Origin of the sequence: Lwoffella lincolnii, from assembly GCF_002014765.1 — a bacterium.
Classification (GTDB): domain Bacteria; phylum Pseudomonadota; class Gammaproteobacteria; order Pseudomonadales; family Moraxellaceae; genus Psychrobacter; species Psychrobacter lincolnii.
The window spans coordinates 75,381-99,073 of record NZ_MUYT01000012.1 but is presented as its reverse complement, the minus strand read 5'-3'; the positions used below and the strand labels follow the sequence as shown (position 1 = coordinate 99,073).

Genomic DNA, 23,693 nt, shown 5'->3' with positions numbered 1-23,693 from the left:
TTTAAAAAACACTGTTTATTGAAAAGCATTGTTTATCCAAAAATATCGTCTACCCAAAAAACATCTGATGCAACCTTAAAAAATAACGGAGAAGCAGTTTGAAAGATTTACTCGATATTATGAAAAGCCCTGCCGATTTTGGCAGCCGTGAATTTGACAGCATTCAAATTTCTTTGGCATCACCAGACACCATCAGATCATGGTCGCATGGAGAAGTCAAAAAGCCTGAAACCATTAACTATCGTACTTTTAAGCCAGAAAGAGATGGTTTGTTTTGTGCCAAAATTTTTGGTCCTGTCAAAGATTACGAATGCTTATGTGGCAAGTATAAGCGTCGCAAATTCCAAGGGGTGATTTGTGAAAAATGTGGCGTTGAAGTGACCACTGCCAAAGTACGCCGTGATCGCATGGGTCATATCGAATTGGCAAGTCCTGTGGCACATATTTGGTTTTTAAAATCTTTGCCTAGCCGTATTGGTTTATTGCTTGATATTACCTTGCGTGATATTGAGCGTGTGTTGTATTTTGAAAGCTATATTGTTACTGATCCAGGTTTAACCAGCCTTGAAAAGTATCAACTGCTTGATGATGAAGATTATTATTCAGCATTAGAGCAGTTCGGCGATGAGTTTACTGCTAAGATGGGTGCAGAAGCGATTCAAGATTTATTAAAAGACATTGACTTAGACGCTGAAATTGACTTACTTCGTGAAGAGATTCCCAATACAGGGTCTGAAACCAAACTAAAAAAAATGTCCAAACGCTTAAAATTATTGGAGTCATTGCGTGATTCTAATAACAAGCCTGAATGGATGGTGATGGATGTTTTGCCTGTATTGCCACCAGATTTGCGTCCATTGGTGCCTCTTGAAGGTGGGCGTTTTGCAACATCAGATTTGAATGACTTGTATCGTCGTGTCATTAATCGTAATAATCGTCTAAAACGCTTACTTGAACTAAATGCTCCTGACATCATTGTTCGTAATGAAAAACGCATGTTACAAGAGTCAGTAGATGCCTTGCTTGATAATGGTCGTCGTGGTCGTGCCATTACTGGTAGCAATCGCCGTCCACTCAAATCATTGGCTGATATGATTAAAGGTAAGCAAGGTCGTTTCCGCCAAAACCTATTGGGCAAACGTGTTGATTATTCTGGTCGTTCAGTCATCGTGGTTGGTCCGACTCTGCGGTTACATCAATGTGGTCTGCCTAAAAAGATGGCATTGGAGTTGTTTAAGCCGTTCACTTATGCCAAATTATTGTCACACGGCATTGCTCATACCATTAAAGCTGCCAAAAAAATGGTCGAGCGAGAAGAGCCACAAGTATGGGATATGTTAGCGATGGTCATTCGTGAACACCCTGTACTGCTTAACCGTGCCCCAACCTTGCACCGTCTTGGTTTGCAAGCGTTTGAGCCTGTATTGATTGAAGGTAAAGCCATTCAGTTGCACCCATTGGTTTGTACTGCCTTTAATGCTGATTTTGATGGTGACCAAATGGCGGTGCATGTGCCATTGACTCTAGAAGCACAGCTTGAGTCACGAGCATTGATGATGTCAACCAATAACATTTTATCACCTGCCAATGGTGAACCCATCATCGTGCCATCACAAGACGTGGTATTGGGCTTGTACTACATCAGCCGTCGCTCTATCAATGCCAAAGGCGAAGGTATGGTGTTTGCTGATATGTCAGAAGCATTAAGAGCATTAGGCAGTGGTGTGTTGAGCGTCAATGCTCAAATTAAGGTGCGTATTACTGAGACTTTAATTGATGATGAAGGCAATCAGTCTAAAATCACCTCCTTAAAAGATACGGTTGCAGGACGTTTGTTGATTTGGAACATCATGCCAGAAGGCATGGCGTTTGAAGAATGTGATAAAGAGATGACCAAAAAGAACATCTCAAAACTGCTTAACTCTTGCTATCGTAAGATGGAAGTAAAAGACACTGTTTTGTTTGCTGACCAGCTGATGTATTTAGGTTTTGCTCAGGCAACTTTATCTGGGGTATCGATTGGTATGGAAGACATGGTCATTCCGCCGAGTAAAAAAGACATCATCGATGCTGCTGATGCTGAAGTGCGTGCCATTGAACAGCAGTTTGCAGAAGGGTTTGTGACCGCAGGTGAACGTTATAACAAAGTGGTGGATATCTGGTCTCGCACCAATGACAAAGTGGCCAATGCCATGATGGAAAACTTAGCAACTGATAGTGTGGTGAATGCTGACGGTGAAAAAGTTGAGCAAAAATCTTTTAACTCAATCTACATCATGTCTGATTCTGGCGCTCGTGGTAGTGCTGCCCAAATTCGTCAATTAGCTGGTATGCGTGGTCTGATGGCAAAACCTGATGGTTCTATCATTGAAACTCCGATTAAAGCAAACTTCCGTGAAGGTTTGACCGTTTTACAGTACTTTATTTCTACTCACGGTGCGCGTAAGGGGTTGGCAGACACCGCATTGAAAACTGCCAACTCTGGGTATTTGACTCGCCGTTTGGTGGACGTGGCACAAGATTTGGTGATTACCGAAAACAATTGTGGCACAGACAAAGGTGTGTTGATGACTCCACACATCGAAGGTGGTGAAGTTATCGAAAAATTGGGTGACCGAGTATTGGGTCGTGTTACTGCCAAAGAGGTGTTGACCGCAGAAGGTGAGACATTAATTGCCGCTGACACACTCATTGATGAACATTGGGTTGATGTGCTTGATAAAAATGGCATCGATGAAGTTCATGTTCGTTCGGTGATTACGTGTGATGCCAATCATGGTGTCTGTGCCATGTGCTATGGACGTGATTTGGCTCGTGGTCACTTGGTTAATATTGGTGAGTCTGTGGGTGTCATGGCGGCTCAATCCATCGGTGAGCCAGGCACTCAGTTGACCATGCGTACCTTCCACGTTGGTGGGGCGGCAAGCTCAGCTTCTGTGGATAACAGCGTGGTGGTTAGAAATGGTGGCACTGTTCGTTTCCATAACATGCGTTCGGTAGAGCATGCTGATGGGCATTTGGTGGTGGTATCACGTTCTGCTGAGATTGGGGTGGCAGATGAGTTGGGACGTGAGCGTGAACGTTATCGTTTGCCTTATGGGGCGAATGTTACGGTCAAAGACGAACAAAAAGTTGAAGCAGGTCAAACCATTGCCAAATGGGATCCGCACACCCACCCAATCATCACAGAGGTGACAGGTAAGGCTCGCTTTAGTGACATCATCGATGGCATGACCGCCACCGTTAAGATTGATGATGCCACAGGCATGAGTTCATTTGAAATTTTTGCCACCAAAGACCGTCCAAGCACCAGTAAGGACATGCGTCCATCCATTGTGCTTGAAACCAATGACGGCAAAGAGGTGGTGTATTTCCTACCTGCTGAAACGGTCATTCGTGTGTCAGAAGGCACTCAAGTAACCGCAGGTTCTGTGCTTGGTCGTGTGCCACAAGCCACTTCAGGTACTAAGGACATCACAGGCGGTTTGCCAAGGGTTGCTGACTTGTTTGAAGCTCGTAAGCCAAAAGAACATGCCATCATGGCAGAAATGACAGGGGTGGTTAGCTTTGGTAAAGAAACCAAAGGTAAAAACCGCTTTGTCATTACCAATGAAAATGGTGAAGAACACGAAGAGTTGATACCAAAATGGCGACAAATAAACGTATTCGAAGGACAGACGGTAGAGCGTGGTGAAATCATTGCTGATGGACCGATGAACCCACACGATATTTTACGTCTCAAAGGTGAGACTGCCCTTGCTAATTACATTGTTGATGAGGTACAAGAAGTTTATCGCTTACAAGGTGTGAAGATTAATGACAAACACATAGAGGTTATTATCCGTCAAATGCTCAGAAAAGTAGAAATCACTGATGGTGGCGACTCTAACTACTTTAAAGGCGACCAGGCGGAATATAATGACATCAAGGCAACCAATCAAAAACTGATTGCTCAAGACAAATTCCCTATACAATTTGAGCGTCAACTGCTTGGCATCACGAAAGCCAGCTTGGCAACAGAAAGCTTTATTTCAGCAGCATCTTTCCAAGAAACGACTCGAGTGTTAACCGCTGCTGCCGTTACAGGCAAAGTTGATGACTTACGTGGTTTGAAAGAAAACGTGGTGGTGGGACGCTTAATCCCTGCTGGGACAGGTCTTGCTTACCATCAGTCTCGTAAAGAGAATAAGTCCACCAGTAACGCAACTTTTTCTGTTCCAACAGCCACTGACATGGATGCCGCTTTAAATGCAGCGATGAACTCTGTGTCTAATAATCAAAACTTCAGCGAGTTTGATAAGGCGTTTGTTAAAGAGTTAAACGAAGACAATAATTCATCATTATCATGACGTGTGTTGTTGTTTTTGCTGTTTGGTTTTTACTGTTTAACTTATTATGTTATTGATTGTATGTTATTAATTGATATAAAGCTCAAATCAGAAGATTTGAGCTTTATTTTTTTTATCATGGTCATTGATGTGAAAAAGATGTCATTGATGTGAAAAAAAGAGTCAGTGGCTTAAATGGGCGATTAATAAATCAACCGTTTACTTGATTTAACTTACTGTGTTGGTTGTGTTGGATTAATTTGGGTTGGGTTAATGGCGGTATGATGGATTTTACTGGTTATGGTCTGTTTGTCTGGCTCTTTATTTGGTGTTTTGTCTGATTTTTTGTCTGGCGGTGGTTCATTAAGGTTATTGGGGTTATCAAAATTATCAACGCCATCAAGGTTAAGGCCAGCAAAATTATCAATGCCCTTAACGTCAGGTGGTGGTGATGAGCGCAACTCTTCTTTTGTCATTGGTAACTTGGATTCGTCCGTATCATTCATCGTCTCTTCTGCCACGCTATTAAGCGGTTTGTCCGTCAGCTCCATACTTTCTTGCTTATGTTCTCTGGATTTGGCTTGATTGTTTAATGAGACCCATTCATTGGGTGTGTCTTTGAGCTGTTTGCCCATAAATTCTATCCACACAGGTAAAGCAAGTACCCCCCCATAAGCACGGTTACCAAGCGTGGTGGGTTGGTCAAAACCAATCCAAACCACGGTAGTCATGGTAGGGTGAAAACCTGCAAACCACGCATCTTTAAAGTTATTGGTTGTGCCTGTTTTGCCAGCAATGTCTGAACGCCCAAGTGATTTTGCTTTGGTGGCTGTGCCACGTTGCACCACATCACGCAAAATATCTGCCATTTCATAAGACGCTCTGGGAGATAAAATGCGAGGTGCTTGTTCGGCTCGATTTAATAAAGGTTCAATGAAGTGAACTTTGTTAAAGGCATCAATCTTTGTGATGCGTTTGGCATCGGCTTGGTTATTTTTATTTTTATCATGATTTTCGGTCACAGTCGATTGTAATACTTTGGCACGTTGTTGATTAATTTTTTCTAAATTTTTATTATAGCAAATGGCACAGGCTTGTTTGGGATTGGCTTGATAAATTAATTGATTATCAAATGAATAAATTTGTTCAATAAAATATGGCTGAATGCGATGACCACCGTTGGCAAAAGTCGCATAAGCAGTGGTCATCTGTAAAGGGCTGGTTTCTCCTGCCCCCAGTGCCAAAGATAAGGTAGCGGGTAGTTTTTCTTTATCAAGACCAAATTGGTCAAGTAGGTTTAGGGCAGTGGGAGTGCCAACTGATTGTAACAGGCGAATGGACACCAGATTGCGTGAAAGATATAAGGCTTTTCTTAAAGGCATTATGCCATAATAACGACCATCTGAATTTTTTGGTTGCCAATCTCCCACTCGTAAAGGGCTGTCGGCTATCATGCTGTCAGGGTGATAACCTTTTTCGAGTGCGGCTGAATATACTAAGGGTTTGATGGTTGAACCAGGTTGTCGCCATGCACTGGTGGCACGGTTAAACTTACTGCCATAATAGTCAAAACCACCCACCAAGGCGATTAAAGCCCCATTGTCTGGATTGATAGACACCAAACTGCCTTGTACTTTAGGAACTTGTGCTAATCGCCAAGTGGCATGGGTTAAATCAGACTTCATGTCAGTCAGGGTGTTATCGCCATTCATTAAGTCTGTTTCTGTCCGTTCAGCATCATCATTGTCTTTAACACCATGGTCTTTAACATCATTGGCTGGTGTGTTTTGTTTATTGTTGTTTTTAAATGAAGGAATTACTCGGACAATATCCCCCATTTTTACCAAATCAGTTGCTCGATTGGGATAACGCCCTTTTTGATTGGCATTTAAATATTTTTGAGCCCAACTCATGCCAGACCAAGGTACATTGATTATCTCACCATTGATGAGTTTGGCATCAAAGTTACGATAATTGATTTTGACCACTTCAGCAGGATACATGCCACCAACCACATTGTATTTAGACAGTGGTTTGTCAGCCACATTGCCTTCAGAACCACGATACCCATGAGCTTTATCATAAGCAAGTAAGCTTTTACGTATGGCATTATCGGCATCTTTTTGTATGTTGCTATCAACGGTCAGTCGAACCTTCCACCCACTGTTCATCACCTGATTGCCATATTTACTAACCAAAGCAAAGCGGGCCATTTCTGCCAAGTATGGCATGTCACCATCAAGTGGTAATTCATACATATTAAGAGCAATTGGTTCTTGAATGGCGGCATCGTGCTGGGCTTTATTGATGTAGCCAAGTGTCAACATGCGCCCAATAATCCAATTACGCCGTATCAAGGCACGTTCAGGGTTGGCAACAGGATTGTATCTTGATGGTGCTTTGGGCAAACCTGCAATCATCGCTGTTTGAGCAATGCTCAGTTCATCAAGAGATTTGTCATAATAACGGCGAGCCGCTGCTTGAATGCCATAGGCACCTTCACCAAGATAAATTTTATTGACATATAAAGTCAAAATCTCTTTTTTGCTAAGCTCTTGCTCTAGCTTTCTGGATAAAAATAACTCAGTTAATTTACGAGTAAAGGTACGCTCAGAACTTAAAAAATAGTTCTTAGCCACCTGCATGGTGATGGTTGAACCCCCTGTTTGTGAGTCATCATCTGTAAATATTTCGGTAACCGCCCGCCCAAGCCCCTTAACACTGATGCCAGAATGTTGCATGAAGGAATCATCTTCTGCTGCCATAAAGGCTTGTATCATCTGTTTGGGCATGTCTTCAAAGGCAATGGGTAATGACATGTCATTGCCAAATTTACCAATCAGCTTACCATCGTGGCTATAAATTTCTAAAGGCATGGATAGCTGGGCAGTTTGAATCTCTGTGACACTGGGCAAACTTGGCTCAATGTACATCGCCATGCCATAAAAACCAATGGGTATGGCAAGCACCAATACCAAAATAAGTGCAAGTACTGCCAAAAACAGTTTTATTAGAACAATCAACAACTTGGAAACAAAGGCTATGGCAGAAGAATTGGACATAGATATCAATTATGACAGTTAAATGACGATTTGTTAGCACTGCCATCATACATGACGTGTACAAATGACAAATAATGAAAAAAAGTTAGGGGTTGGGCTAGTAAAAATGGTCATAAGTTGCGATACTATACCATAAATTAGCCCCCTTGCATGGGCAAAAAAATGATTCAACCATTCAAGGCGACTGACACGTTAATAAACATAAGGATAAAGGCGTTTTTTGTATGGACATGAACATACAGACAATTTTACTGATGAAAACGGTTATTTTTCCTTTTGTCCTATAAATGTGTAAAACTTGTCAAAAAAAATGATGAATAAACTTGAATATCACCTTTAAGTAACGTATTGTTATGCTTTATTACCACATGTATCAAATTACCACATGTATCAAAATGACAGATAAAGGAACATATTGTGGGACTACTTCAAAAGAAAAGTCGACAGTTAGTGGGTGTTGACATAAGTGCCACTTCTGTAAAAGTTGTGCAACTTGAACGTCAGCAACGCATGTTTAAGTTAGTGGCGTACGCAATTGAGACATTACCCCCAGGCTTGGTCGTTGATAAAAATATTGTTGATGTCGAAGCGGTGGGTGAAATTGTCGAAAAAGCACGATTGCGGTCAGGTGCGACCAGTAATATGGCGGCAACGGCTGTCTCAGGTTCGGCAGTAATCACAAAAATCATTGACATGCCAGCAGGTCTTAATGACATCGAAAGAGAAGCCCAAATTCGTTTAGATGCTGACCAGTACATTCCTTATGCGTTATCAGAAGTCAACTTAGACTTTGAGGTCTTAGGACCATCGCCCATAGACCCAAGCCAAGTTCAGGTGCTGTTAGCAGCGTCTCGTTCTGAGAATGTTGAGCAACGAGTAGATACGTTGGCGATTGGTGGACTTAGCACTAAGGTAATGGACATTGAGTCTTATGCCATTGAGCGTGCCTATGGTCTGATGGTAGACAGTTTACCAGCACAGTCTGAATTGGTGGCATTAGTGGACATAGGTCACACTCAGACCACACTTTATATTGCTGATAAAGGTCAATTTGTCTATAGTCGTGAGCAATTATTTGGTGGAGGACAGCTGACAGAAACCATTCAAAATCGCTATGGCCTAAGTTTTGAAGAGGCGAGTATTTATAAGCGTGAACAGACCTTACCTGATGATTATTACAGTGAGGTGTTATCACCGTTTATGGATAATATCGTACAACAAGTTACCCGTTCATTGCAGTTTTATTATTCTTCTAGCCAATACAACAATGTTGACCATATTGTCCTTTGTGGAGGCAGTTCGGTGATTCCAGGGCTGGCAGGTCTGATAGAGCAACGCCTAGGCATCAAGGTGACTTTGGCAAATCCTTTCATCAATATGACCCTTGGTAGCCGTATAGACGGTGGCCAATTAACGACAGACGCTCCGGGGCTGATGGCGGCCTGCGGCTTGGCATTAAGGAGCTTTGACTGATGGCACGCATTAACTTATTACCTTGGCGTGAAGAGGCCCGAGAAAGAAAAAATAAAGAGTTCATTACTCAGGTAGTGTTAATATTTTTATTATCTGCTGCTGTTGCCTTGGCTGTCTGGTACTATTTTGATAATCAGCTGACCGAACAACAGCGAGCCAATGATTTGGTTTCACAAGAAAATCAGCGTCTTGATGGGGTGTTGACTGAAATTGAGACGTTAGAACAACGTCGAGAAGATATCATCTCTCGCATGAAAGTCATTCAAGATTTGCAAGGTACTCGACCTATTCCAGTGCGAGTTTGGGATGATTTGGCTCGTGCCATGCCAGAAGCTTTGTATCTCACCAGCTTAAAACGAGAAGGTAATCTGATTACCTTAAATGGTCGAGCAGACAACCCTAATGTGGTCTCAAATCTTATTCGCAATTTAGACAACAGTGACTGGATGACTGCATCGGCGGTAAGATCGATTACCAAAGACATTCCAAATAACTCCGCTGAAATCATCACACCAGAGCAACAATATGTTACCTTTGAAGTGACAACAACTGTAGTCATACAAGCTGCTAAACCAGATGAAGAACAAGTAACAGAGGATTCACCAGCAGAGGTGACACCATGATGAATTTACGTAAGCCAAAAAAAACATCTAACAACACACCAAAACCTGATAAAGAATCGTTCGACTTTAATGAATTTAGACATAGTTTTGAATCATTAGATACGCAAAATTATGGCACATGGCCATTACCTGTTAAGCTAACGGTGTTTGTTTTTATTGTACTATTAATTGGTGCATTGACATGGGCGTTGCCTGTCAGTAGCAAAATAGATGCCATCAAAGCAGCAGAAAGCGAGCGAGCAACGTTATTAGACACCTATCGTGAAAAAGAATCAAAAGCTCGTCATCTACAAGAGTATAAAGATCAAATCGCTCAGATGGAAACAGAGTTTACCGCCTTATTGGATCAACTGCCAAAAGACACTCGTGTGTCAGAGTTGGTTGAGGGCATCAACATGACAGGTGTTGGCAGTAATATTCGTTTTACTGACATTAAAGTTGAGCCAGAAATCGAACAAGAATTTTTTATCGAACAACCCATCAGTATCAATGCTTTGGGTGGATATCATGAGTTTGGCAACTTTGTTAGTGGTTTGGCAGCTCTGCCTCGTATCATTACTGTGCATGATTTTACAGTAACACCTCGTAGTGAAACGCCCATAGGTCAAAATATCATGGAGAAAATACCAGAGCTTAATCTGTTATTACAAACAAAGACTTATCGATCAAAAGAAGTGGTAGATACTGATGATGGCACAACAATGGAGGCAGCCCAATGATGAACACATCTAATCATTCTGCATTCAAGCTGATGTTGTTGGCATCAGTGATGGTCTTAAATGGTTGTGGTGATCGTGTGGCAATAGCAGATCAAGCAATGGCAGACATTCGCAATCAGCCAGCCCAGCCCGTCGAACCACCACCACAGCCACAAATCATTGAGGACTTTATTTATAGTGCCAATTCATTAAGAAGCCCATTTATACCACCTGGTTTGATGAATATGCAAAGTGTGCCTTTAACTGATACAGGAGTTCGTCCTGATTTAAATCGAGAAAAAGAATCTCTAGAAGCGTTTGAGTTATCACAATTGGTATTTAGAGGCATGGTGGTATCACCAGAGGGTGAGCAACATGGCTTAGTACAACGTCCAGATGGCTCCATTACCAGTGTGAAAGTGGGTAACCATATGGGGCTAAATGATGGAAGAGTTGTTGAGATAACCCCGACACAGATTAACTTAATTGAAATTGTGCCAGACAGTCGAGCTGGGTTTATTGAACAACCACAGTCACTGGTATCACCTATCAGTTAAATGGCATTTTTTTTGAGGATATTTTTATGAAATGGGATAACAAATCACAACCATCTTATTGCAGTAAACTTAAGTGGGTTTCCATAGATTCATCAGTACAAGGCACATCTTTTATGTCTCAAGCTCAAAGAAAATCTCATAAACTGTTGCCTAAGAGCATGTTGTTTACATCATTAATGTCATTACCCTTATGGGCATCAGCTTCTAACATTGTGGATGTGGATACCAAATCTATCTCGGATTTAGTCTCAGTGGTAACAGTAACTTTTGATGGAGCAGCGGTGGTACCCGAAGCTTATAAATCAAATGTTGATAATCGTATTGTCTTAAATTTTTCAGACTCTCAATCTCCGTTGGCTGGTAATCAGCCTGTTACTGGGACGGGTCTTGTTTCTTCAACCACATTGGCGAGTACTGAACAAAATACTCATTTATTTCTTGACACAATTAAAGCCAGTAATTACAGCTCAGTTGTTGACGGTAATAAATTAATTTTGACCATTAACGGAATGAATACAACCGATACGATGGAGATGTCATCTCCCATCTTATTGTCTCCACAAACCCCAACGCCTATTTTAGAAACACAAACCACCACTCCTGCCACAGTCATTAAAACCACTTCTGAGCCAAAGCAAGAGACGATGTTGGTTAAAATCAATCCTTTGCTTGTGCCACCTTCGAAAGATGGAGCAGGTATGATATCAGGGCAGTATAGTTACGATGGTTTGACTGCTGTTAACTATACAGCATCAGAGCAGGGCGGCAATATCACCATTGACTTAACCAATCCTGCCATTCCTGTGGATATACAGCGTCAAGGCGATAAATTGGTGGTGCGAATGACAGGTTCAACCGTACCTAGAAACTTACTTAAACGTTTGAATATTGGCAGTTCAATTATTACCAATATTGATGCGGCGAATCGTGGGCAAAATGGTGTCATTACCATTAATACCACTGGTGATTTTGAGTATCAAGCATATCAATCTGGTAGCCAACTAAATATTTCTCTCACACCAGCACAAAGTGTGTCTCAGCCCACTTTAGAAGAAAAGGTTTATAGTGGCGAGACTTTATCCATGGAATTCCAAGATGTGGAAGTTCGCAGTGTGCTTGACATCTTGGCTCAGTTTACCGAAATGAACGTGATTGCCAGCGACTCGGTAAGTGGCAACATCACCATAAGGTTGATTAATGTGCCTTGGGACCAGGCGTTGGATATTATCTTAAAAAGTAAGGGACTTGATAAACGTACCAATGGTAATGTGATATTGGTTGCTCCAGCAACAGAATTGGCAGAACAAGAGCGAAAAGAGCTGGAAGCTCAGCAAGCAGTACAGACTTTTGCTCCCTTACGCACAGAGTATATTCGCTTAAGCTATGCCACCGCTCAAAATATATTTAAACTCATCTCTGAAGGACGTGGTGCAACCAGTAGTAACAATCCCAATCACAACAATAACTTAGATAATGGATCACTGCTATCTCCCCGTGGTACTGTGACGGTGGATGAGCGTACCAATACTTTGATTGTTAAAGATGTGTCTGAAAGTATCCGCAATATTCGTGCGTTGATAGAGAAAATTGATATTCCTGTTAAACAGGTGATGATTGAAGCACGGATTGTCTCTGCAACTGAGAGCTTCGGTAGAGAAATGGGTGTGAAATGGGGTATTTTATCTAATGGTGCTGCCACCAATCGTAATTTACTTGTGGGCAGTAATTTGGGTACAGTCAATTCTTTGAAAAATTTTACGGTAGAAAGCACCACAGTTGGTGGCAAAACCATCAATTACCCTAAATATGATGTGAGTATCTCTGATAACTTAAATGTTGATTTGGGTGTGGGAAGTGCTGCTGGTCGTATTGCTTTTGGTTTACTGAGCATGTCAGATTTGTTGCTTGATTTGGAACTTTCTGCCATGCAAGCTGATGGTCGTGGTGAAGTCATCTCTACTCCAAAAGTGTTGACTTCTGATAAACAAAAAGCCAGTATTGTCTCTGGTACACAGATTCCTTATCAAGAAGCGTCTGCCAGTGGTGCAACTTCAACCAGCTTTAAAGAAGCAGCATTGAGTATGGAGGTGACCCCAAATATTACCCCTGAAGGTAAAATTGGTTTGCAGTTGGTCATTAATAATGATGCACCAAGACAGCTTGCCACAGGTGAATATGCCATTGATAAAAATAGCATTAATACCAACGTGGTGGTTGATGATGGTCAGACCATGGTATTGGGTGGGGTGTTCCGTAACACGTTATCTAATGCAGAAGATAAAGTGCCTTTTTTGGGTGATTTGCCTTATGTTGGCAATTTATTCAAACGTAAAGCTCGTTCGAATAATAAAGAAGAGTTGCTAATTTTTGTGACACCCAAACTGATTAATAGTGGTGAGTTAATTCAATAATTGTTTGATAAAGATAAGTAAAATAGAAAAGACGAGCATCAGCTCGTCTTTTTTTGATATAAAACTGGCATCAAAAGCCGATAGTCTGTATGATGAATCTTTATTATTCGGGGAAATTAATGGCTAAAGTACTGCCATCATTGATACTTGTGGGGCCTATGGGGGCGGGGAAATCAACCATTGGACGATTGCTTGCCAAACAATTGCATAGAAATTTTGTGGATACTGACCATCATATAGAAGAAAATACAGGTGCTGATATTCCATGGATTTTTGCGATAGAAGGTGAGGCTGGCTTTCGTCAGCGTGAAACCAAAGCACTGAAAAAATTAATTAAGCATCCTAAACAGATATTGGCAACAGGTGGCGGTGTGGTGATGAGAGAAGAAAACCGCCACATGCTTAAACAAGCAGGATTAGTGATTTTTTTGCATGCTGATGTTGAAACTCAATGGCAACGCACCAAAAGAGATCACAACCGTCCGCTAATCAATCAAAAGAATCCCAAACAAGTCTTGCAAGAGCTTTATGATTTACGCCTGCCACTGTATCGTGAAGTGGCACACATCGAGGTGATGTCCAAAAAAATGTCCACCAAAAAGATGGCAATGTTGGTATTAGAAAAGATACGGGAGTTGGGTTATGATTGCTAAGGGCTAAAAGGTTATGATTGCTAAGGGCTAAAAACAGCCACTTTAAATCTACCTAAATCTACTCTATAATATGTGATTATGAGTAAATTAATTACAATGACAACCATTCGTGGACACATCATTGCCTTAGACCCCAACAACACCCAAGCCACTTATTTTAAAAAGGCTTGTGGCGTTGCAAGATTTTCCTATAATTGGGCATTGAGCGAGTGGAAAAAGCAATACGAAAAAGACAAACAATACCGTGATGACTGCCTAGCCAAAGGCATACAGATTGATGAAACCAAACTTCACAAACCATCTCAAGGCAAACTAAGAAAACAACTTAACAGCATAAAAAGACAACAATTTCCCTTTATGCTAGAAGTTACTAAATGTAGTCCACAACTTGCCATCATGCAACTTGGAGATGCCTTTAAACGCTTTTTTAAAGGTGAAAGCAAATACCCCCAATATAGAAAGAAAGGCGTCAATGACCGCTTTTCTCTTTCCAACGACCAATTTAGAATTGATGGCAAACGCATTAAAATTCCTAACTTAGGTTGGGTTAAAATGCGTGAAAACTTACGCTTTGACGGTAAAATCCTATCCGCCAAAGTCTTTACAAAGGGCGGTAAATGGTTTGTATCTGTTGCGGTTGAATTAGATAAAATTCAAAAACCTTTACCCAAAACAGGTAAATCAGTCGGTTTAGACTTAGGCATTACCGATTTAGCCACGCTTTCAGATAGTACAAAAATCCAAGCCCCAAAACCACTTAAAAACAAACTTAAAAAACTGCAAAGATTATCCAAACAACTAAGCCGAAAACAAAAAGGCAGTAACAACCGTGAAAAGGCGAAAACCAAGCCATCACGATTGCACCTTAACATCAGAAATATCAGAGCTGACTTTTTACACAAACTCACAACTGATTTGGTAAAACGATTTGATGTGATTTGCCTTGAAAACTTAAACGTAAAAGGTATGGTACAAAACCGCAAATTAAGCCGTGCCATCTCTGATTTGGGATTTTATGAATTTAAACGGCAACTCATATACAAAGCAAATCAATGGGGCAAGACAGTCAAAGAAGTGGATAGGTTTTATCCAAGTTCAAAGACCTGCCATTGTTGTAATCATAAAGTAGATGAACTGCCTTTAAACATCAGAAACTGGATATGTCCTAACTGCAACGTAAGCCACGATAGAGACATTAACGCCAGTGTTAATATTCTAAATCATGCAACAAAGGTTTTAACGATGACCTAATCGTTAAAAAGGCGGTGAGTTCCACCGTGTCAGCCTATGGAGCTTATGTAAGACCCAAGTCAAACGACAAGGGCAACGAGCGATGAAGTAGGAAGAAAACGCCAAGTTTGCCCTATGGGTGGGTTTGGGTGGGTTTTTTGGAACGGTATTTTAATCGAGTGTAAATTAAGACAATAACCATCATCAAGACAACCAATATGACCAACATAAGGGGCAAATCAAAAATGGCATCAGAGATTGTGATGGTAGACAGTGCCAGTCACCGCTATGGCATTCATATTCATACTTGTGTGACAGACTGGCGATTGCTGATTGTGCCACATATTGCTGCCAAGCAGGTGATGATTGTGACTAATGATGTGGTCGCTCCTTTATATATGGAGCGTATTTGTCATGCTCTTGATGGTTTTGATGTGCATGTGTGTACGTTACCAGATGGTGAACAACACAAAAATCAACAAAGCATCAATCAAATTTATGATGCGTTGATGCACGCCCACTGTCAGCGAGACGTGACCTTGGTGGCTTTGGGTGGTGGTGTGATTGGAGACATGACAGGATTTGCAGCAGCCAGCTTTATGCGTGGGGTGCGTTTTATTCAAATTCCAACCACATTGCTGGCACAAGTGGACTCCAGTGTGGGCGGTAAAACAGGCATTAACCACCCACTGGGCAAAAATATGATTGGGGCATTTTGGCAGCCACATGTGGTGGTGGCAGATATGAGTGTGTTTGGTACTCTGCCTAAGCGAGAACTGTCAGCAGGGCTGGCTGAAGTCATCAAATATGCTTTAATCATGGACATGGATTTTTTAATGTGGTTAGAAAATAATATGTCGAGACTGTTGGCGTTAGATGAGATGGCATTGCAATATGTGGTTAAGCGATGTTGTGAAATGAAAGCACAGATAGTTGCTCAAGATGAAAGAGAAGCTGGGTGCCGAGCTTTATTGAATTTTGGGCATACCTTTGGCCATGTGATTGAGACGCATGAAGGTTATGGTCATTGGTTGCATGGTGAAGCGGTGGCGGTGGGTATGGTGCAAGCAGCACAACTGTCGCAGAAGATGGGCTGGATAAGTCAGACAGACTATGCACGAGTAAAAAAGTTGATTGCCAGTGCCAAATTGCCCATTAAGCCACCTAATATTGCAGTAGATGTGGCATTAGACTTGATGCAACATGATAAAAAAGTGCAAGCAGGGCAAATTCGACTGATTTTGTTAAAAGCTTTAGGCGAAGCGGTGGTTACCACAGAGTTTAACCAAATGGATTTGTGTGAAGTGCTATCGTGATACAATGTATCTTTTATTGTGGTTGTCATAAGATTTTATCTAGGTAAGTTAGTTATGTCACAAGCCAAACCCCATCATTTTTCAACCCATCGTCGTGGCTTGGCGTTAGTATGGTTGTTTTTTACTTTGATGATGTTGGTATTAACCGTGTTGTTATGGATGTTCTCGGCTGCTCCCAACATGTCACATGCCATCAGTAATGAGCCAATTGAAGATAATGATAAGTTAGGCAAATCAGGCACAACCATACAGCAACTGACCATGTTTGATAAACTTGATGAACTCAATGAACTGAGTAACGATGTTCAACCAATTAATCATCATAATGTCATCTATGATTTAAGGGATTATCCCTCTGAATTTCAAGATAAAGCTTATCTAAACAAGCACAAAAATAAATGGACGGTACAAGTGATGAATGTGGCTGAGAATGAAATCATCACTGACTATTTAAAGGGGAGAGAAGATAGACAAAAGTTTGCTTATTTTCGTTTTTTAGATACCAATAATCAGCCTCGCTATATGCTTACCTATGGACTTATGAACAGTGTTCAAGAGGCAATGGGAGCGACCAAATTGGTGAATTTTGGCTTGCCTAGAAATGTACGGGTCATTCCTGAACAAATCAGTCGCTATATTGGCATTATTGATGATTATGAAAAAATGCAGCCGTTAGTGGATTTGGATCGTCGTCATCACAGAGAAGTCAATCTACAAGCGACCAGTAAGGAAGTGCCTGCTAACCCACAAAGCACACAAGAGACACCATCACAACAAGATGGGGGTGATGAAGTGACTGCCAATGACACTGCTCAAAGTAGCAACCTAACTCAAAACGGTGTGTCGAATCGTCATCGAACGTCAAGCATTCGTTCTTCTGATGATAAATCGGATACCTTGTCCATTAACGAAACAAGAATGGTTGCTGATGATCTTAGCCCAGTTAACAGGGCAACAAAGAATCATGCCAATGTGGATAATCCTAAGGCAAATCAAGGCAAATCTGCCAATGTGGCAGGCAATGTCAATGTCCCTAAGCCGAAGCCTTTTGACCCCAATCAATTTCCGAACCAAAAAATAGTCGGTGATGATGACATGCCATAACAAGGCATCTGAAGTGGGTGCTTGGGAAGATGATTCACAAAGATGACCCACAAATGTGCTGGCAAAGGCATGTGCTGGCAAAGGCAAAGGGTGTTTTGGTCATGGGCAAATATTGCCAGACATGTTGTCAGGACCTGTTACTAGGACAGTGATGGGTCTTCTATTGACCAGCTATTAACCAATGGATAACGACGTTCACGCCCAAAGGCTTTTTTGCTCACTTTTGTGCCGATGGTGGCTTGACGGCGTTTATATTCGCTGTTATCTACCATGCGAATGATGGTTGCTACCATATCTGCATCAAATCCTTTTGCCACAATCTCTTCAAAGCTGGTATCTTTATCAACATACAAAGACAAAATGCTGTCAAGTGTCGGATAGTCAGGCAAATTATCTTCATCTTTTTGCTCAGGGCGTAGCTCTGCTGATGGGGCTTTTGTAATGACACGCTCAGGAATCACAAGCACGTCTTCTAAGCGGTTACGGTAGTTTGCCAATTCATATACTTGGGTTTTATAAATGTCTTTTAGTACGTCAAAACCACCAACCATATCACCATATAAAGTTGTAAAGCCAATCGCCAGCTCAGACTTATTGCCCGTGCTTAACACCAAATGGCCAAACTTATTAGACAATGCCATCAAGACCATGCCACGGGCGCGTGCTTGAATGTTTTCTTCGGTGGTATCAGCACGAGATTTACTAAATAAGGGAGCTAACGTATGACGAATGCCTTCAACCGCATCATGAATGGGGCAGACGGTATAAGACACGTTGAGACGGCGAGCTTGAGCTTGAGCATCTTCAAGGCTAGTCTGTGAGGTATATTCATAAGGCATCATGACCGCATAGACTTTATCCGCTCCCAACGCATCGACAGCAATGCACAGAGTTAATGCCGAGTCGATGCCACCTGATAAGCCCACAATCACACCTTTAAAACCAGAATAATTGACATAGTCACGCAAACCCACCACTAAGGCTTGATACATCTCTGACTCTTGGCTAAGTTTTAAAGGAGCTTTACTTTGTTTATCAAATTGCTTTTGTTGTTGGTCATAAGTGATTTTGAGCATCTGTTCTAAAAAACGACTGGCTTCATGGGCAATCTCACCATTGGCTTGTACTGCCATCGAACCACCGTCAAACACCAAGTCGTCTTGTCCACCCACACAGTTAACATAAATAATGGGCAACTCATTGTCTTTGGCACGTGTCTGCACACAAGCAATTCGCTCGGTTTGTTTGCCCATCTCAAAGGGTGATGCATTGATGACCACCAGCACATCAGCACCTTGCTCTTTCAAGGTGTTGATGGGGGCTGGTTGCCATAAATCTTCACATATCAATAAACCAATGCTCACACCTTTATAGTCAAACAGCACTTGGTTACGTCCTTTATCAAAATAACGACGCTCATCAAATACGCCATAGTTTGGCAAGATTTGTTTATGATAAAAGCCTTTTTGTTGACCGTTATGCAGTATTGCAGCCGAGTTGAACGTGCCATAATGATCAACATGTGGGTAGCCAACAATCATCACAATGCCTTCAATATCAGCCAGTTTGCTTAAACCTGCCTTAACTCGATTGGCAAGGCTTGGACGCAACAGCAAATCTTCTGGTGGATAGCCCAACACCGCAAGCTCGGGAAAGATGATGACATCACATTCTTGAGCTTTGGCTTTTAGGGCTTGTTGTCGCATTTTTTTGATGTTATGTTCGATATCACCCACCAAAAAACTACTTTGAGCCACAGCAAAAGTCAAATGGTGATGTTGATGAACAGTTGCATTGGTATTGGGTTGTTTTGACATATGGGTAATCCTTTTATGTGTTGTAATCAACTTCAACTTATTGTTAGCCTTGGTATGGCGTTGGTTTATTTCACATGGAATAAAAACAAATATTTTAAGGGTTGCGTATTGAGCGTATTTATTTTTTATTATAGCATTTTGCCAACCATAAGACATAACCATTAAGACGCAACGCATCAGGCATAACGGCTTTATGATTGGCTTTATAAATCATTTAAGCCACTTAAGCCATTTAAGCATGGCTAAACATGATGATTTGGCAAACGTGCTATCCTAACACGATAATTGATGGCAATTTTAAACTGATGAGTTATTATTGATTGTCATTGTCATTGTCATTGTCATTGTCATTTAACGCAGTTCTGCTGATTTTGGCATGTGTGGCTGATTAAAAGCTGTTGTGCCAAATTAGGGACACCCCTTAAACATCACGTCCTAATATTAGGAGTCATTGTGTTTGCATTCATCACCATTTTGTTCATCACCAGCATCATCATGTGGGGATTTTTTAAATTCATGTACCCCAAACCCCCAAAATACTCATATCCACAAGAGGGCGATGTGATAAGTCCACGGTTGTGTGATGAATGTGGTTACCCCTTGGCCCAATATCGTGGGGTGATTGAGCCGATAATTGAACAACCATCAGCACAAAAACTGACAGCCGATACTGCCAATGCCAAAAATTTACGTCAACAGCGACAGATGGCTGTTAAAAAAGGTAAGGATAAAGATGTGATTGAGCTTGATGCCTTAATTTCTCAATGGGAACAACAATGGTTCTTTTGTAATTATGAGCATCAAGCACAATTTCATCAACGGCATCAACATCATTAAGAACATCATTAAGATGGTCAACATTAAGATTATCAATGATGCCTTAAGCCCCAGTTGGCAATCAGTCTGGCAAAATGGATTGGGCATCTTGACTGATTTTCTTGATTAATACCTGCATTCGTTCATTTTCTAATTGATGATGCTTGTGTTGCGATTTTTGGCTGTCGATTTGCTCGTATAAATTAAGACAGCACAATACCAACAAATTTTCGTGGCTTAAAGTGGGTGCTTGTTTGCGAATGTCGCCAATAAACTGGTTGATAAAATCGCTGGCCTTTTGTAATGCGTGTACTTCGTTGGCAGGGCATTGAATGGGGTAGGTAACCCCTGATATGACCACATCTACCAGTTTGGTTTCGGATTTTTTTGTGATGTGTTGGGTTTGCTTGCTGTTGGTTGGTTTTTGTGTGGATAAGTTTTGCATGGTGAGCGACCCCTTTGTCTGTGGTTTGGGTGAATGTTGGTTCATTTGCTGTGTTTTATTGGCAATGTCAGTATCAGTGTCATTGGGCTGATGGTTGATGGGGCTTTGTGCCTTATTGTTGACTGTATTGCCAAGACTGCTAAATAGGCTAGAGAAAGTTTTGATGGCAGCATTGGTGATGTTGGTTTTTTGTTGACTCATAGGATATCCCAGAAGTTTTGGGCTAAATTTTTTGGTTAAGTCATTCATTAAGTGATTAATTGATTAACTCAGTAAACAAATAATTGGGCATGAATGTGTTGTTTGTTGACCTTGGCTTTGGTTGATTTGACTTGATTTGATGGGCATGTTCTTTGGTCATGCAGATATTGCCCAATCAGTTGCTTTGTTCAATCTGTTGCAGCTGTGCCAAGATATTTTTGCTATGTTCGGTTGCGATGAGGTTTTTTTGCTGAAGCTCTTGATTGTGAGTTTGCAGATATTTGACTTGCTCTTTTAATTCGGCAAATCTTTCACTCATGCTGATGTGTTCTTGCTTGAGTTCAGATAAGGCTTGCTCCAGCTTCTCATAGACATTACTTTTATTTTGTAACTGATGTTTTAGCTGATTATTTTCATGTTTGGCGTTGTCTAGCTGGGCTTGAAGTGCATGGGTGGCGGATTGTATGTCGCTTTTGGTTTTGTTTTTTAGATTCACAAGTTCGGTGGCAGTGATATGGTACTGCTTACGCACTTCAAGAATGATGGTTTCAAGGTGTTTAAGTTGCTCAATCATGGTCATGTCGGTTGCTCTGATGAATGTGGTTGTCATAGACAAACAAGGAAAAAATATGGTGTTAACATGATGGCGTTAACATGATGCCATTAACGCCATTAACATTGTGGCTTTAATAATGCCACATTTGCCCACATAATATCTACACCCATATACACCCACATTTTTTTTAAGGAATGACTATGAATGACCATCTATCAGGTTGGACAGATTGGCAAGAGGCGTTTACCGATTGGACAGACATCAGCATCAGTGAATTGCATGGTTTGATGACAGGTTTGATGACCGTTTGTGATGCTCCAACTGCTGATGCTTGGGCTAAGATGCTTGAAGAGCTGAGCTTTAGTCAGCTTGATGATGATGCCCTTGAACTGCTTACCGAAGAAGCCGAAGATCTCGTTTTTCAGCTGAAAGATAAAGAAGATGCCTATCAATACGCCCCACTTGTTCCTGATGATGAGCATGACCTGTATGAGCGTGTGCAAGCACTCAAAGATTGGGCAAATGGCTATTTAACAGGCATTGGCGTGGCGGACATGAGCCTAAGTGATAAAGAGACAGAAACTTTGAGCGATTTGGCAAAAATCGGTGGTATCCGTATTGAGCCTGATGATGAATTTGAAGGGGGCGAAGAGTCGTATCTGCATCTGTATGAATTTGCCCGTATGGTGCCAGTTAGTTTAGCCACTCGTCGCCGTAAGCCGTTGTTATCGCTGCCAATCATTGCAGGCTTGCCACTTGGGGCAATGACCGTTAAAGAGCAACAAGCACAAAAAAATCATCTTGATGAGCATGTTCATAACAATATTGATGACAATACTGATGATAAGGTAAATCACATCATGCCCCCTGTGATTGATGCCATGAATAAACGTCCGTCATAAGCTCGTTATCATAAGTTTGTCATCAGACGTTAATGCCTGTCATTAAACGTTAATAACAGGGAATGGCATCACATGTTCATGAATGTCTTTGCCGTTGTTATCGTTACCGTGATTGTGATTGTCATCGCCACATTCGCCACATTGCCATTAAGGAAATACCATGCACCATATTCTGCCTAAGGTTTTGTTCTCTCAGCATAAGACCACTGATGCAAACAGTGTTTATCCAACAGACCATTTGTATCCAACAGACAGTGTGGCATGGCTTGAGCGATTGATTGGCTTTAATACCACGTCTCGAAGTTCTAATTTGGCATTGATTGATGATGTGAAGATGTTTTGTGACAGTTTGGGTTTGTTGCCTGTATTAACCTTTAATGACAGCAAAACCAAAGCCAATTTGTTTGTTACCGTTCCTGCTGGCACACAACAAGAGATTATCAACGGTGGCATGGTGCTGTCTGGACATACTGATGTGGTGCCTGTTGATGGGCAGGCGTGGCACAGCGACCCATTCACCGCCCGTATTGAAGATGGCAGATTGTATGGGCGTGGGGCGTGTGATATGAAAGGTTTTATCGCCTGTGTGTTACATCTATTGCCAAAGGCAGTCACTCAATCGCAAGCAGGCAAGTTAGCCAAGCCATTGCATGTGGCATTGTCTTATGATGAAGAAGTTGGCTGTTTGGGAGTGCCTGTCATGTTAGCAGACTTGGCAGAACGTGGTATACAACCAGATGGGTGTGTTGTGGGTGAACCAAGCAACATGCAGTTGGTGGTGGCACACAAAGGTATCCATGTGTTTTGTTGCCGTGTGCATGGTAAGTCAGTGCATTCATCGCTCACTCCCAAAGGGGTGAATGCCATCAGCTATGCCAGTCGTTTGATAACTCACATCGATGAGCTGGCAAATCAGATGCAAACCCCTGACGTTGATAAACGTTTTACCAGTGATTCTTTGTTTGATGTGCCATTTTCTACTTTATCTGTTAATGTCATCACAGGTGGTACTGCCAGCAACATTGTGCCAAATCTGTGTGAATTTACCTTTGACTACCGCAATTTACCAATGATGGACAACACTGCCATCTTAACCCCCATCAAAGCCAAAATTGCCGAACTGACTTGGCAGATGCAACAAATTGACCATCATGCTCACATTGAGCTAATCCAACAAGAAGACGTTCCTGCCATGACCGATGCTGACAGTGACGCATTGCAACAATTGGTAAATGGATTGCTTGATGATGACTTGCTTGATGATACTGATGCCATTCAAACCAATCCTAAAACCAAGATGCCACACAAAAAACAAAAGGTTGCTTACGCCACCGAAGGCGGGCAGTTCACCCAAGCAGGCATACCCACGGTGATTTGTGGTCCGGGCAGTATTGAACAAGCACATAAGCCCAATGAATATGTTGAGCTGGCTCAGCTAGAGCAGTGCGATGCGTTTTTGTTAAAACTGCTTGAGCGGTTGCAAGCTAAATAAGATTGTGCT

General features: G+C 41.6%; 17 protein-coding genes. 13 read left to right on the top strand and 4 right to left on the bottom strand.

Annotated elements, in window-relative coordinates; all coding sequences use genetic code 11:
• Positions 1 to 98 precede the first annotated feature (98 nt).
• The gene (gene rpoC / locus B0682_RS08125; RefSeq protein ID WP_078308101.1) at positions 99 to 4,349 is read left to right on the top strand and encodes a DNA-directed RNA polymerase subunit beta'; all 4,251 of its coding nucleotides are present in this window, start codon (positions 99 to 101) and stop codon (positions 4,347 to 4,349) included.
• Positions 4,350 to 4,561: 212 nt separating this feature from the next.
• Here the strand turns inward: rpoC and B0682_RS08120 are convergent, their stop codons facing one another.
• A complete protein-coding gene (locus B0682_RS08120; protein ID WP_078308099.1) occupies positions 4,562 to 7,390 on the bottom strand; it encodes a penicillin-binding protein 1A in 2,829 nt (942 codons plus the stop codon).
• 414 nt (positions 7,391 to 7,804) lie between these two features.
• Here B0682_RS08120 and B0682_RS08115 point away from each other — a divergent pair, with 414 nt between their 5' ends.
• The 9 genes from B0682_RS08115 (at position 7,805) to B0682_RS08075 (ending at position 17,455) form a co-directional block, all read left to right on the top strand.
• Positions 7,805 to 8,863, top strand: a complete 1,059-nt coding sequence (locus B0682_RS08115) for a pilus assembly protein PilM (protein ID WP_205760127.1) — start codon at positions 7,805 to 7,807, stop codon at positions 8,861 to 8,863.
• Positions 8,863 to 9,486, top strand: coding sequence for a PilN domain-containing protein (locus tag B0682_RS08110; RefSeq protein ID WP_078308096.1), 624 nt, complete (start codon positions 8,863 to 8,865; stop codon positions 9,484 to 9,486). Before B0682_RS08115 ends, B0682_RS08110 begins: the two co-directional genes overlap by 1 nt.
• Positions 9,483 to 10,205 (top strand): type IV pilus inner membrane component PilO, encoded by a 723-nt coding sequence (locus B0682_RS08105; protein ID WP_143823329.1) that lies wholly within the window; start codon positions 9,483 to 9,485, stop codon positions 10,203 to 10,205. Before B0682_RS08110 ends, B0682_RS08105 begins: the two co-directional genes overlap by 4 nt.
• Entirely contained in the window at positions 10,202 to 10,741 is a 540-nt protein-coding gene (locus B0682_RS08100; protein ID WP_240494938.1) for a pilus assembly protein PilP, read from the top strand. Before B0682_RS08105 ends, B0682_RS08100 begins: the two co-directional genes overlap by 4 nt.
• Positions 10,742 to 10,854: 113 nt before the next feature.
• A complete protein-coding gene (locus B0682_RS08095) occupies positions 10,855 to 13,152 on the top strand; it encodes a type IV pilus secretin PilQ (protein WP_078308144.1) in 2,298 nt (765 codons plus the stop codon).
• 119 nt (positions 13,153 to 13,271) lie between these two features.
• Positions 13,272 to 13,805 carry a shikimate kinase gene (locus B0682_RS08090; RefSeq protein WP_078308093.1) on the top strand — a complete coding sequence of 178 codons (534 nt, stop codon included), beginning with the start codon at positions 13,272 to 13,274 and terminating at the stop codon, positions 13,803 to 13,805.
• Between the two features lie 78 nt (positions 13,806 to 13,883).
• Entirely contained in the window at positions 13,884 to 15,056 is a 1,173-nt protein-coding gene (locus B0682_RS08085; RefSeq protein WP_078308091.1) for an RNA-guided endonuclease InsQ/TnpB family protein, read from the top strand.
• A gap of 224 nt (positions 15,057 to 15,280) precedes the next feature.
• Entirely contained in the window at positions 15,281 to 16,351 is a 1,071-nt protein-coding gene (gene aroB / locus B0682_RS08080) for a 3-dehydroquinate synthase (protein WP_078308141.1), read from the top strand.
• Between the two features lie 54 nt (positions 16,352 to 16,405).
• Complete coding sequence (locus tag B0682_RS08075; protein WP_078308089.1) at positions 16,406 to 17,455, top strand: hypothetical protein; 1,050 nt, start codon at positions 16,406 to 16,408, stop codon at positions 17,453 to 17,455.
• Positions 17,456 to 17,595: 140 nt separating this feature from the next.
• Here B0682_RS08075 and B0682_RS08070 read toward each other — a convergent pair whose 3' ends face one another.
• On the bottom strand, positions 17,596 to 19,272 hold the full coding sequence (locus B0682_RS08070) for an NAD+ synthase (protein ID WP_078308087.1): 1,677 nt from the start codon (positions 19,270 to 19,272) through the stop codon (positions 17,596 to 17,598).
• 453 nt (positions 19,273 to 19,725) lie between these two features.
• Between B0682_RS08070 and B0682_RS08065 the strand changes: the two genes are divergently transcribed.
• Positions 19,726 to 20,109, top strand: coding sequence for a hypothetical protein (locus B0682_RS08065; protein ID WP_078308085.1), 384 nt, complete (start codon positions 19,726 to 19,728; stop codon positions 20,107 to 20,109).
• A gap of 61 nt (positions 20,110 to 20,170) precedes the next feature.
• Here B0682_RS08065 and B0682_RS08060 read toward each other — a convergent pair whose 3' ends face one another.
• Positions 20,171 to 20,734 (bottom strand): cell division protein ZapA, encoded by a 564-nt coding sequence (locus B0682_RS08060; protein ID WP_158077886.1) that lies wholly within the window; start codon positions 20,732 to 20,734, stop codon positions 20,171 to 20,173.
• Positions 20,735 to 20,909: 175 nt separating this feature from the next.
• Entirely contained in the window at positions 20,910 to 21,344 is a 435-nt protein-coding gene (locus B0682_RS08055; RefSeq protein ID WP_078308081.1) for a hypothetical protein, read from the bottom strand.
• A 146-nt stretch (positions 21,345 to 21,490) separates the two neighbouring features.
• Here B0682_RS08055 and B0682_RS08050 point away from each other — a divergent pair, with 146 nt between their 5' ends.
• Positions 21,491 to 22,192, top strand: a complete 702-nt coding sequence (locus tag B0682_RS08050; protein WP_078308079.1) for a UPF0149 family protein — start codon at positions 21,491 to 21,493, stop codon at positions 22,190 to 22,192.
• A gap of 160 nt (positions 22,193 to 22,352) precedes the next feature.
• Positions 22,353 to 23,684, top strand: a complete 1,332-nt coding sequence (gene argE / locus B0682_RS08045) for an acetylornithine deacetylase (RefSeq protein ID WP_078308077.1) — start codon at positions 22,353 to 22,355, stop codon at positions 23,682 to 23,684.
• Positions 23,685 to 23,693 lie beyond the last annotated feature (9 nt).

Excerpts from the sequence above, each read along its gene's own strand:
- B0682_RS08095 (WP_078308144.1), top strand. The coding sequence starts at position 10,855 with ATGTCTCAAGCTCAAAGAAAATCTCATAAACTGTTGCCTAAGAGCATG.
- B0682_RS08060 (WP_158077886.1), bottom strand. The coding sequence starts at position 20,734 with ATGAGTCAACAAAAAACCAACATCACCAATGCTGCCATCAAAACTTTC.
- B0682_RS08070 (WP_078308087.1), bottom strand. The coding sequence starts at position 19,272 with ATGTCAAAACAACCCAATACCAATGCAACTGTTCATCAACATCACCAT.
- B0682_RS08105 (WP_143823329.1), top strand. The coding sequence starts at position 9,483 with ATGATGAATTTACGTAAGCCAAAAAAAACATCTAACAACACACCAAAA.
- B0682_RS08120 (WP_078308099.1), bottom strand. The coding sequence starts at position 7,390 with ATGTCCAATTCTTCTGCCATAGCCTTTGTTTCCAAGTTGTTGATTGTT.
- B0682_RS08085 (WP_078308091.1), top strand. The coding sequence starts at position 13,884 with ATGAGTAAATTAATTACAATGACAACCATTCGTGGACACATCATTGCC.
- B0682_RS08050 (WP_078308079.1), top strand. The coding sequence starts at position 21,491 with ATGAATGACCATCTATCAGGTTGGACAGATTGGCAAGAGGCGTTTACC.
- B0682_RS08055 (WP_078308081.1), bottom strand. The coding sequence starts at position 21,344 with ATGACAACCACATTCATCAGAGCAACCGACATGACCATGATTGAGCAA.
- B0682_RS08075 (WP_078308089.1), top strand. The coding sequence starts at position 16,406 with ATGTCACAAGCCAAACCCCATCATTTTTCAACCCATCGTCGTGGCTTG.
- B0682_RS08110 (WP_078308096.1), top strand. The coding sequence starts at position 8,863 with ATGGCACGCATTAACTTATTACCTTGGCGTGAAGAGGCCCGAGAAAGA.
- argE (WP_078308077.1), top strand. The coding sequence starts at position 22,353 with ATGCACCATATTCTGCCTAAGGTTTTGTTCTCTCAGCATAAGACCACT.
- B0682_RS08100 (WP_240494938.1), top strand. The coding sequence starts at position 10,202 with ATGATGAACACATCTAATCATTCTGCATTCAAGCTGATGTTGTTGGCA.
- B0682_RS08090 (WP_078308093.1), top strand. The coding sequence starts at position 13,272 with ATGGCTAAAGTACTGCCATCATTGATACTTGTGGGGCCTATGGGGGCG.
- aroB (WP_078308141.1), top strand. The coding sequence starts at position 15,281 with ATGGCATCAGAGATTGTGATGGTAGACAGTGCCAGTCACCGCTATGGC.